Origin of the sequence: Rhizobacter sp., assembly GCF_035702065.1 — a bacterium.
Lineage (GTDB): Bacteria > Pseudomonadota > Gammaproteobacteria > Burkholderiales > Burkholderiaceae_C > Rhizobacter.
Genome location: NZ_DASSRA010000500.1, coordinates 1 through 11056 on the forward strand (window position 1 = coordinate 1; position 11056 = coordinate 11056).

At 69.1% G+C, this 11056-nt stretch carries 12 protein-coding genes; 8 read left to right on the plus strand and 4 right to left on the minus strand.

The window, feature by feature from the left end:
- Window positions 1-1708, plus strand: a 1708-nt coding sequence (locus tag VFL64_RS22490; RefSeq protein ID WP_489542620.1) for an ATP-binding response regulator, incomplete at its 5' end; no start/stop codon positions are given.
- On the opposite strand, the gene pdxH is transcribed toward VFL64_RS22490, so the two are convergent.
- On the minus strand, window positions 1705-2340 hold the full coding sequence (gene pdxH / locus VFL64_RS22495; protein WP_489542621.1) for a pyridoxamine 5'-phosphate oxidase: 636 nt from the start codon (window positions 2338-2340) through the stop codon (window positions 1705-1707). The two genes, VFL64_RS22490 and pdxH, sit on opposite strands and share 4 nt — an antisense overlap.
- Window positions 2341-2539: 199 nt before the next feature.
- Here pdxH and VFL64_RS22500 point away from each other — a divergent pair, with 199 nt between their 5' ends.
- On the plus strand, window positions 2540-3163 hold the full coding sequence (locus VFL64_RS22500) for a nucleotidyltransferase family protein (protein WP_489542622.1): 624 nt from the start codon (window positions 2540-2542) through the stop codon (window positions 3161-3163).
- 9 nt (window positions 3164-3172) lie between these two features.
- Here VFL64_RS22500 and VFL64_RS22505 read toward each other — a convergent pair whose 3' ends face one another.
- The gene (locus VFL64_RS22505) at window positions 3173-3790 is read right to left on the minus strand and encodes a gamma-glutamylcyclotransferase (protein WP_489542623.1); all 618 of its coding nucleotides are present in this window, start codon (window positions 3788-3790) and stop codon (window positions 3173-3175) included.
- 42 nt (window positions 3791-3832) lie between these two features.
- Here VFL64_RS22505 and VFL64_RS22510 point away from each other — a divergent pair, with 42 nt between their 5' ends.
- The 4 genes from VFL64_RS22510 (at window position 3833) to VFL64_RS22525 (ending at window position 9002) form a co-directional block, all read left to right on the plus strand.
- Window positions 3833-4300 carry an OmpA family protein gene (locus VFL64_RS22510; RefSeq protein ID WP_489542624.1) on the plus strand — a complete coding sequence of 156 codons (468 nt, stop codon included), beginning with the start codon at window positions 3833-3835 and terminating at the stop codon, window positions 4298-4300.
- Between the two features lie 105 nt (window positions 4301-4405).
- Window positions 4406-6466 carry an AsmA family protein gene (locus VFL64_RS22515; protein ID WP_489542625.1) on the plus strand — a complete coding sequence of 687 codons (2061 nt, stop codon included), beginning with the start codon at window positions 4406-4408 and terminating at the stop codon, window positions 6464-6466.
- Between the two features lie 83 nt (window positions 6467-6549).
- On the plus strand, window positions 6550-8367 hold the full coding sequence (gene edd / locus VFL64_RS22520) for a phosphogluconate dehydratase (protein WP_489542626.1): 1818 nt from the start codon (window positions 6550-6552) through the stop codon (window positions 8365-8367).
- A gap of 11 nt (window positions 8368-8378) precedes the next feature.
- Window positions 8379-9002, plus strand: coding sequence for a bifunctional 4-hydroxy-2-oxoglutarate aldolase/2-dehydro-3-deoxy-phosphogluconate aldolase (locus tag VFL64_RS22525; RefSeq protein ID WP_489542627.1), 624 nt, complete (start codon window positions 8379-8381; stop codon window positions 9000-9002).
- A 3-nt stretch (window positions 9003-9005) separates the two neighbouring features.
- On the opposite strand, the gene VFL64_RS22530 is transcribed toward VFL64_RS22525, so the two are convergent.
- Both VFL64_RS22530 and VFL64_RS22535 read right to left on the minus strand, forming a co-directional pair.
- Window positions 9006-9425, minus strand: coding sequence for a VOC family protein (locus VFL64_RS22530; RefSeq protein ID WP_489542628.1), 420 nt, complete (start codon window positions 9423-9425; stop codon window positions 9006-9008).
- A gap of 24 nt (window positions 9426-9449) precedes the next feature.
- Window positions 9450-10001: a PaaI family thioesterase gene (locus VFL64_RS22535; protein ID WP_489542629.1), complete on the minus strand. Its 552-nt coding sequence runs from the start codon at window positions 9999-10001 to the stop codon at window positions 9450-9452.
- 50 nt (window positions 10002-10051) lie between these two features.
- Between VFL64_RS22535 and VFL64_RS22540 the strand changes: the two genes are divergently transcribed.
- Window positions 10052-10546: a MarR family winged helix-turn-helix transcriptional regulator gene (locus VFL64_RS22540; protein WP_489542630.1), complete on the plus strand. Its 495-nt coding sequence runs from the start codon at window positions 10052-10054 to the stop codon at window positions 10544-10546.
- Window positions 10539-11056 (plus strand): MFS transporter (locus tag VFL64_RS22545; RefSeq protein WP_489542631.1); only part of this gene is annotated, 518 nt, incomplete at its 3' end. The genes VFL64_RS22540 and VFL64_RS22545, both read left to right, overlap by 8 nt.

Consider the following 11056-nt stretch of genomic DNA (forward strand, 5'->3'; position numbering starts at 1 on the left):
GCAGGGACTGCATGCCGAGTTCCGCATCGTGCGGCCCAACGGCGTGGTGCGCTGGGTGGCTTCGTGGTCGCGGCGCGAGGTGCTGGCCGGGCGCGAGCTGGCCTTCGGCGTCAACCTCGACATCACCAGCCTGCAGCGCGCGCAGAGCGAGTTGCGCCAGACGCAGGAGCGCGCCCGCCTCGCGGCCGAAGCGGCCGGCATCGGCACCTGGGAGCGCGACCTGCGCACCGGCAAGGCCAAGTGGGATGCGCAGATGTACCGCCTGCGCGGCCTGCCCGTCGGCCCCGAGACACCACCCGACGACCGCCGCTACGCGGCCTACCACCCCGACGACCTGGAACTCATCAACCGCAACAAGGCGCGTGCAGGCCGCGACAGCGACAACTACGAGAACGAGTTCCGCGTCGTCTTCCCCGACGGCTCGGTGCGCTGGCTGTCCACGCGCGGGCTCGTCAAGCGCGATGCCCAGGGCGAGCCGGAGCGCATGGTCGGCGTGACCTGGGACATCACCGAGCGCCGCCGCGCCGAGCAGGCCCTGCGCGACAAGGCGGCGGCCGAGCAGGCCAGCCAGGCCAAGAGCCAGTTCCTCGCACGCATGAGCCATGAGCTGCGCACGCCGCTCAACGCCGTGCTGGGTTTCGCGCAGCTGCTGCTCAACGACGCCTCCGATGCGCCCAGCCTGCAGCAGCGCCAGCGCGTCGACCGCATCCATTCGGCCGGCCTGCACCTGCTGGCGCTGATCGACGACGTGCTCGACCTCGCCACCATCGAGTCGGATGCCTTGCCCCTGGCCGACGAGGCGGTGTCGCTGCAAGCCTCGCTCGACGACGTGCTGCAGTGGACGCAGCTCCAGGCCACGCAGGCCGGCGTGACGGTGCACGCGCAGCCGCTCTCCGGCTGGGTGCGCGCCGACCCGCGGCGGGTGCGGCAGATCCTCTCCAACCTGCTGAGCAACGCCATCAAGTACAACCGCCCCAACGGCGATGTGTGGGTGTCGTCTTACGCCGGCGAACACAAGGGTGGGCCGGCCTGGGTGGTGAGCGTGCGCGACAGCGGCCGCGGCCTCACGCCCGAGCAGTGCGCGCAGCTCTTCCAGCCCTTCAACCGCCTGGGCGCGGAGCGTGGGCCCATCCAGGGCACCGGCATCGGCCTGGCCATCGTGCACCACCTCGTGCGCCTGATGGGGGGCGACGTGAGCGTGGCGAGTGAACCCGGCCGCGGCAGCGAGTTCCGCGTGACGCTGCCCGCCGAGGCGCCGAGCGAGCGCTCCGACCATGCTCCGCTGAGCGGCTTCCATCCCGACTCGATCGAGGCAGCGCCGTCGGCACGCCTGAACCTGCTCTACATCGAAGACAACCCCGTCAACGTGCTGCTCGTGCAAGAGCTCGTCGCCATGCGCCCGGATGTGGCCTTGACGGTTGCGGTCGACGGCCTCACCGGCGTGGAGATGGCGCGAAGAAGCACACCCCACGCGGTGCTGGTCGACATGCAACTGCCCGACATCGACGGCTTCGAGGTGCTGCGCCGCCTGCGCGCTGAAAGTTCGCTGGCCGGCAGCAGCATCGTCGCGTTGTCAGCGAATGCGATGCCCGACGACGTGAGCCGCGCACGTGCCGCCGGCTTCGACGACTACTGGACCAAGCCGATCGACTTCCACGCCTTCCTGCGCGCGCTCACCGCGCTGGTGGAACGGCACGTCCAGACTTAGGGCGCGAGCCGCTCACGCACCCACGCGTCGGCCTCGCGCCGATAGCGCAGCCGATCATGCAGGCGCGACTTGCGTCCCTGCCAGAACTCCCACACCTCGGGCACCAGCCGGAAGCCGCCCCAGTGCGGCGGGCGCGGCGGCGAGAGGGCGAAACGTGCCGCCACCTTGGCGGCATTGGCCACCAGCACGGCGCGCGAGCCGATCACCTGGCTTTGCGGCGAGGCCCAGGCACCCAGGCGGTTGTCGAGCGGGCGCGAGGCGAAGTACGCGTCCGACTCCTCGGTGCTCGTCTTCTCGACGCGGCCCTCGATGCGCACCACGCGTTCGAGTTCGACCCAATGAAACTGCAGCGCGGCGAACGGGTTCACCGACAGTTCCTGCCCCTTGCGGCTTTCGTAGTTGGTGTACCAGGTGATGCCGCGCGCGTCGAAGCCCTTGATCAGCACGATGCGGGTCGAGGGGCGGCCGTTCTCGCCCACGGTGGCCAGCGTCATGGCATTGGGCTCGGGCACCTGGGCATCCAGCGCTTGCTGGAGCCACAGGCCGAACTGCTCCAGCGGGTCGCTGCGCGACGCGGCTTCGTCCAGTTCGGCGCGTTCGTAGCTCTTTCGCAGGTCGGCGATGTGGGTCATGTCGGCAGTATAGAAAGTGCACTCAGGTCGAACCCGAGTGTTCCAATCGGAGTGCATCCCTGTACATAAAACAGCTTACGGGGAAGGCCTTAAGTGAAGCCCCCACTATCTTCGCAGACCGCGAGCTTCCATCCTTCAAGCCACGGTCATCGGCCCATGTGGGGGTACCGATGAGACACAACAAAAGGGGGTAGGCCGAATGAGTTCACGGCCGGCAGTCGTCGTGTTGGCAGCGGGCCAGGGGTCGCGCTTCCAGGGGTTCCAGCACAAGCTGATGCAGGCCCTGGGTGCGTCCACGGTGCTCGCGACCACGATCTCCAATGCACTGGCCACCGAGTTGCCCGTGCTGGTGGTGACGACCGAGCCGCTGGTCGAACTCGTGAGCCGCCATGTGGCCACGCGCGACGTGGTGGTGCTGCCCGCCGTCACATCGGCCGCCAGCCGCGGGCTCGGCATGGGCTATTCGATTGCCGCTGGCGTGGCGGCGCGCTCGGATGCCTCGGGCTGGCTCATCCTGCCTGCCGACATGCCCATGGTGCAGACGCGCACCTTGAACGCCGTCGCCAGCGCGCTGGAGAGCCACCCGGTGGCCTACGCGCAGTACCGTGGCCGGCGCGGGCACCCGGTGGGCTTTGCAGCCGAGCTGTATTCCGAGCTGGTGATGCTCACCGGTGACGAAGGCGCGCGCCGCCTGCTGGCGCGCTACCCCTCGCAGGGCGTGGAGGTCGACGACCCCGGCGTGCTGCTCGATGTGGACACCGAAGACGACCTCGCGCGCGTGCGCGTCGCCCAGCAGCAGATGCTGTACCGCGAAGCACGCTAGAACCACAGGTCACGGCGCCAGCGCATGCCGGCGCGCCAGCGCCACCAGCCGCTCGATCTTCCTGTCGCGTATGCCGTGCGCGGCCAAAGCCTTGGCCGTCTCCAGCAGGTAGGCCAGCGTGGTGCCATAGCGGCCGCTGGCGCGGCGCAGCACCTGCACCAGGTGCGCGTCGTCCATCGGGCCGGTGTAGTTGGGGCTGTGGCGGCTCAGGGTGAAGGCCAGCGCGTTGACCTCGCCTTGCGCCGTGCGGCAGGCCAGCCAGCGCGGGTCGTAGACGCTGTTGGGCATCTCGCGCGCCCACAACCGTGGCAGTTCATCTTCGACCCGATCTCGCGCAATGCGGTAGACCATGCCCTGGCACGAACCACCGCCCACCAGCGCGAACACCAGGCCAGGGAACTCGGGCGTGCCGCGGTTGATGCGCGAGCGCATCTCCAGTGCCCGGTGCCAGCCGTGCACACGCGCCGGGCGCTGCTCCACCGATTCGAACTCGGGCCGCCAGATCAGCGAGGCATAGCCGAACACCCACAGATCGCGGTGCCCGCCCCAAGCTGCGCGGGTCTGGGCCAGCAGGTGCGCGGGCTCGCGTTCCGGCGACAAGGGAAGCAGGGGCTCGACGAGGTTCATGGCCTGCAACTCTAGAATGATTTTCCGCTTCAAGGAGTTGCAATGAGTGCACAAGACGACGAAGTTCAGGGCTACGCGCTGGGTGTGGTGCTGGCCCTTCTCGGGTTCGTGGTCGCCGGTGTGATCGGGCTTGTGCTGTACCGCCAACTGCACAAGCCGGCCGCTGCGCCGGTGGCCACGGCGTCGGTCGTGGGCGCAGTGCAGCGCGTGTACTTCGAGCTGGGCCAGGACAGCTTGCCGCCGCAGGCCGACGAGGTGCTCGTGCGCGTGGCCGATGCGGCCCGCCAGGATGCGCAGGCCCGCGTTCTCATCTCGGGCTTTCACGATGCATCGGGCGATGCCGCGGCCAATGCGGAGCTGGCCAAGCGCCGTGCACAGCGTGTGCAGCACGCGCTCGAAGCGAACGGCGTGGCCACTGCGCAGCTGCAGTTGAGCAAGCCCGAGCTCACCACCGGGGGAGCCGACCCGCGCGAAGCGCGCCGCGTCGACATCACCGTCACCAGCCCTTGACCCTGCGCCGTAGGAGATCCCCCACAGCGCCAGCCGGCTGCCACCGATAGGGAAACCCGCGCGGCTGCCCTAAGGTCGTCTCAGCGCAACCTGCTGGAGACGCTCATGAAACCATCCTCGCGGCGCAGCCACAGGGGCTGGCTCATCGCCGCCGCCCTGCTGTCTGGGGTGGTGGTCGGCGTGGCAGCGTGCGAGGTGGCGGGGTGGCCTTTCCTTGCCGCGCCGGTGGAACGGGCATTGAGCAAGGCACTGCGGCGTGACGTGCAACTGGGCAAGGATGCACAGGAACGCGCCACGGTGCGCTTCCTCGGTGCGCTGAAGGTCACGGTGCCCGCGTTGCAGATCGCGGCGCCCGATTGGAGCAGCCAGCCTTACTTCCTGCATGCCAGGCACGCCGAGATGCACCTGTCCTACGGTGACCTCTGGCGTGCCCGCCGCGGGGCGCCGCTGGACATTGACCTGCTGCATGCCGACACGCTGGTCGTGCACGCGGAACGCCTCGCCGATGGCCGGGCCTCATGGGCTTTTGGTGACCCGGCAAGGCAGCAGCCCTCCACCGACGACGCCAAACGCTCAGCCTTGCCCACCGTCAGCGAGCTTCGGGTGCTGCAAGGCGAGTTGACATTCGTCGACGCACCGCTCAAGGCCAACATCACCGCGAAGCTGCAGTTGTCCGAGGGAGCGCCCGCGGGGCCGCAGCGCTTGCCCACCGCGTTGCGCGGCCTGATTGCCAGCGCGGAAGGCACGTACGGACCGGCCCACCTGACCGCCAGGCTGCGCAGCGCGGGCATTGCGCCGCTCTTGCGCGAGGGAGGCGATGCGGTGCCCGTGCCGGTGCAACTCGACCTCAAGGCCGGCAAGGCGGCGCTCAACTTCGAGGGCACGGTGACGGACGTGTTCAAGCTCTCGGACATGCGCGGGCTGTTCCGCGTCTCGGGCAGTTCGCTCGCCGCCGTGGGCGACGCGCTGGGCGTCACGCTGCCCAGCACCCATGCCTTCGTGCTCAAGGGTCAGGTCGCCAAACGCGGGGGCGTCTGGAACGTGGTCACCGACGATGCGACCGTGGGTGAAAGCAAGCTGAGGGCTGCGATGACCTACGACACCCGTCCGCGCGTGCCTGTGCTGTCCGGCCGCGTGTCAGGGCCGCGCGTGCTGCTCGCGGACCTCGCGCCCACCATCGGCGGTGACCCGAAGGGTGCGCCGGCCCCGCCGAACAGCGCCTCGGCGCCGGCCTCTTCTCCTGCATCTTCTCGCGTGATCCCCGACAAGGAGTTCGACCTGCCTTCGCTGCGTGCGATGAACGCCAACGTGCTGCTCTCCTTCGACCGCGTGGAACTGGGCAGCCTGTTCGCCACGCCGCTTCAGCCCTTGAATACGCACCTGACGCTGCAGGACGGGAGACTGCTGCTCAGCGACCTCACCGCTCGCACCGCCGACGGCAATGTCGCCGGCAAGGTGTCGCTCGACGGCACAGGCGAGGTCGCGCTCTGGCAGACCGACCTGCGCTGGTGGGGGGTGAAGCTCGAACGTTGGCTCAAGCAAGAGCGCGCCGGCAACGCACCGCCTTATGTGAGCGGCAGCCTGGTGGGCCGCGCATCGCTCAAGGGCAAGGGCCGCTCCACGGCGCAGATCCTCGGCAGCCTCGACGGCACGGTGGCCACCTCGCTGCGCAATGGGCGCGTCTCGCACCTGGCGGTCGAGGGAGCGGGCCTCGATGTGGCCCAGGCCCTGGGTGTGCTCGTCAAGGGAGACGACGCACTGCCGGTGAGTTGTGCGCTGGCCGACATGCAGGCCCAGCAGGGTGTGTTGCACCCGCGCGCGCTGGTCGTCGAGACGCGCGACTCCAACCTGTGGGCCGACGGCAGCGTCTCGATGAAGGACGAGGCGCTGGACTTGCGTCTCGTCGTTGCCCCGAAGGACTTCAGCCCCCTGACGCTGCGTTCCCCCCTCCGGGTAAAGGGCAGCTTCCACGAACCGAAGATCTCGCTTGAGAAGAAGCCGCTGGCGGCGAGGGCGGGGGCGGCGGCCCTGCTGGCTTTCGTGAACCCTCTGGCGGCGTTGATTCCCTTTGTCGACCCGGGAAGCGGTGACCACGCCGAAGCCGACGAGTGCAGCCAGTTGCTTGCCCGCGCTCGGGACGCAGGGCGCTTGCAGAAAGCCCGCTAGAGGCTCATGTGGACGGTTGACGATGTAACTTGGTTACTCAATAATCAACGCTCCAGTTACATCGCCTGACCCGGCGCGCACGCATGAAGCCAGCTTTGCTCGAAGTCACCCAGCGCATCCGTGAGCGCAGCGCCCCGCTGCGCAGCGCCTATCTCAAGCGCGTAGACCAGCTGGCGTCGCGGCAGCGCGGCGCCGACCGCATGGGGTGCGCCAACGTCGCCCACGCCTTCGCGGCGCTGCCCAGCAACGACAAGCTGCGCGTGGTGGCCGAGCGCGCACCGCACATCGGTGTGGTCACGGCCTACAACGACATGCTCTCGGCCCACCAGCCCTACGAGGGCTTCCCGGCCGTGATTCGCGACGAGGCGCATCGCCTGGGCGCCACGGTGCAGGTGGCCGGCGGCGTGCCCGCCATGTGCGACGGCGTCACGCAAGGCACGCCCGGCATGGAGTTGAGCCTCTTCTCGCGCGACAACATCGCCATGGGAACCGCCATTGCGCTGTCGCACGACGTGTTCGATGCGGCCCTGCTGCTCGGCGTGTGCGACAAGATCGTGCCGGGCCTGCTGATCGGCGCCTTGCACTTCGGCCACCTGCCCTGCGTCTTCGTGCCGGCCGGGCCGATGAGCAGCGGCCTGTCGAACAACGCCAAGGCCAAGGTGCGCGAGCAGTACGCGCAAGGCCTGGTCGGGCGCGAGCAACTGCTGCACGCCGAATCGGCGGCGTACCACGGCGCGGGCACCTGCACCTTCTACGGCACGGCCAACAGCAACCAGATGCTGCTCGAAGCCATGGGCCTGCACGTACCCGGCGCGGCCTTCGTGCACCCGCACGCCGAGCTGCGCGAAGCACTTACGCGCGAGGCGGTGCGCGAGGTGCTGGCCATCACCAAGACCACGCCGCGCTTCTCGCCCATCGGGCGTATCGTCGACGAGCGTGTGATCGTCAACGCCATGGTGGCGCTGCTGGCCACCGGAGGCTCCACCAACCACCTGATCCACTGGGTGGCGGTGGCCCGCTCGGCAGGCATCCTGATCGACTGGACCGACTTCTCCGACCTCTCGCACGCCGTGCCGCTGCTGGCGCGCGTGTACCCCAATGGCAGCGCCGATGTGAACCAGTTCCAGTCGGCAGGCGGGCCTGGCTTCGTGATCCGCGAGCTGCTGGATGCGGGCTACCTGCACGGCGACGTGGCCGCAGTGAGTGCCGGCGGTCTGCGCGACTATGCCCGCCTGCCTGTGCGAGGCGAGGGCGGCGTGGTGTGGAACGACCTGCCAGCGCAAAGCGGCGACGACACGGTGGTGCGCGGCGCCGCGGCGCCCTTCAGCGAGACCGGTGGCCTCAAGCTGCTCACCGGCAACCTGGGCCGCTCGGTGATCAAGGTCTCGGCCGTGCCCGAGGCCAACCATGTGATTGAGGCCCCGGCCATGGTCTTCAACGACCAGGAAGAACTGCTCGCCGCCTTCAAGGCCGGCAAGATGGAGCGCGACGTCGTCGCCGTGGTGCGCTTCCAGGGACCGCGTGCCAACGGCATGCCTGAACTGCACCGCCTCACGCCGCCGCTGGCGGTGCTGCAGGGCAAGGGCTTCAAGGTGGCGCTGGTGACCGACGGCCGCATGAGCGGTGCCTCGGGCAAGGTGCCGGCGGCGATCCACGTGAGCCCCGAGGCGCTGGCCCATGGGCCTCTGGGCAAGGTGCGCGACGGCGACATCATTCGCCTCGACGGCGTGGCCGGCACGCTGAACGCGCTGGTCGATGCCGCCGAGTGGGCCGCCCGGGACAGCGCCGACATCAGCGAGGCCGCGCGCGACAACAACGCCCACGGCATTGGCCGCGAACTCTTCGGCGGCATGCGCCGCAACGTGCTCAGCGCCGAAGAGGGCGCCATTACCTGGTTGTGAGAGAACCCACCATGAACCCACTTGAACTCGCGTCCCATGGCCCGGTGATCCCGGTGATCGTGATCGAACGCATCGAAGACGCCGTGCCGATGGCGCAAGCCCTGGTCGACGGCGGCGTGAAGGTGCTCGAGATCACGCTGCGCACGCCGATCGCGCTGCAGTGCATGGAGGCCATCGCCCGTGAGGTACCGGCCGCCATCGTGGGTGCGGGCACGGTGCGCACCGTGGTCGACGCGCACGCGGCCAAGAGCGCCGGCTGCAAGTTCGCGGTGAGCCCGGGCTACCTGAGCGCGGTGGGCCAGGCCTGCCGCGAGATCGACCTGCCCCTGCTGCCTGGCGTGGCCACCGGCAGCGAGGTGATGCAGGCCAATGCCGACGGCTACAGCTTCCTCAAGTTCTTTCCCGCCACCGCGGCGGGCGGCATCCCGATGCTCAAGGCCCTGGCCGGGCCTTTCCCTGACGTGAGCTTCTGCCCGACCGGCGGCATCACGCCCGAGACGGCACCCCAATTCCTGGCGCTGCCCAATGTGATGGTGTGCGGCGGCTCGTGGCTTACGCCGGCCGATGCCGTGGCGAGCAAGGACTGGGCGCGCATCACGCGCCTGGCGCGCGAGGCGACGCGCCTGCGCAGCTGAGGTTTACCAGGCGCCGACGTTCGGCATCGACAGCCACGGCTCGGCGGGCGCCAGTGCCTCGCCCTTTTGCAGCAACTCGACCGAGATCTGGTCGGGCGAGCGCACGAAGGCCATGCGGCCGTCGCGTGGCGGGCGGCTGATCGTCACGCCGTGGTCCATCAGGCGCTGGCAGTGCGCGTAGATGTCGTCGACCTGGTAGGCCAGGTGGCCGAAGTTGCGCCCGCCGGAGTAGACCTCGGGGTCCCAGTTGTAGGTGAGTTCGACCTGGGCCTCGCTGTCACCAGGCGCAGCGAGGAACACCAGCGTGAAGCGGCCTTTCTCGTTCTCCCTGCGGGAGATCACTTCCAGGCCGAGGGCGTCGCGGTAGAACTTGAGCGACTGGTCGATGTCGGTGACGCGCACCATGGTGTGGAGGTATTTCATCGCGCCATTCTAGGAAGCGGTGGATCACCTGGCTGGCGGCAGGTCCATGATGAAGCAGGTGGTCGTGGCGTGCGCGTACAGCTTGCCGTCGTGCCCGTAGAGCCGTCCTTCGGCCGTGCCCATGCTGCGGCCGAGATGGATGATCTTGCCTTCGGCGCGAACCAGCGGCACCTGGTCGGTCAGCGCGCGCACGATGTTGATCTTGAGCTCGACCGTGGTGTAGGCCTTGCCCGCGGGCAGAGCGGAATGCACCGCGCAGGCGACGCACGAGTCGAGCAGGGTGGCGAACCAGCCGCCGTGCACCGTGCCCATCGGGTTGTAGTGCGCACGGCGCGGCCGGCCCTGGAAGATCGCATGGCCGGGTTCCATGCGCAGCGGCAGGAAGTCGAGCGTCTCGCCGATCAGAGGCTGCGGCAGCTCGCCCGAGAACATGGCGTTGAAGACCTCGATGCCGGACTTGCCCGCCAGCTGGTCGGGGCGGATCACGCCGAGTGCGCTGCGGCGGGCGCGCACTGCCGCTTCCTCGGCCTCCCATTCGGCCAGCGTTTGCGCGGCGGTGTCGAGTTCTTGTGACATGGTTGTCCTCAAACAATTGCAGATACAACGATTGTAGGTACAATGATCGCATGACTGCAAGAACCCGCACCGGTCCCTCCACCGCGGCAGCACCCGCCGCCGACGCTGGCCCGCGCGGCTGCACCCACTTCAAGCTGAAGCAGCTGTCGCGCAGCGTGAGCCGGCGCTTCGACGCCACGGTAGGTGCCAGCGGCCTGAAGACCACGCAGTTCTCGCTGCTCAACCATGTGGCGCTGCTCGGCCCCATCCAGCCGTCGGCGCTGGCGGCGCGCATGAGCCTCGATGCCTCCACGCTCACGCGCAACTTGCAGCCGCTGATCGCCCAGGGCTGGCTGGAGCTGGGCGCCGGCGCTGATGCGCGCAGCCGACTCGTCACCATCACCGAAGCCGGCCGCGTCAAGTGGGCAGAGGCCAAGCGTCTGTGGAAGCAGGCGCAGATCGGCATCAACGACCACCTGGGGCCTGAGCGCGTGGCTCGATTGCACGCGCTGCTTGACGAATGCATGGCCTTGATGGCCGACGACGAAGGAGATTCCGATGAGTAGCGTTCTGACCCCGCGCCGCCAGATGGCGGTGTGGCTCGTGCTGTTGGCGGCCGCCGGCACCTTCTCGCTCACCATGGGTGCGCGTCAGTCGATGGGGCTCTTCCTCGGCACGCTCAACACGCACACCGGGCTGGGCATCGCGAGCATCAGCCTGGCGTTTGCCTTCGGCCAGCTGTGGTGGGGGCTGACGCAGCCCTTCGCCGGCATGGTGGCCGATCGGGTCGGCGCGGGCCGCGTGCTGATCGTCGGCGTGCTGCTGATTGCCGTCGGCACGGCGCTCGTGCCTTTCATGACGACGACAGCCGGGCTGATCCTCGCGATCGGCGTGCTCTCGGCCGGTGGCGCGGGCATGGCCGGCCCGGCGGTGCTGATGGCCGCCACGACGCGCCTGGTGCCGGCCGAGAAGCGCGGATTCGCCTCGGGCATCGTCAACGCCGGTGGGTCGTTCGGACAGTTCGTGTTCGCGCCGCTGGCCGCGGGCATCACGGCCGCGGCGGGCTGGGTGGTCGC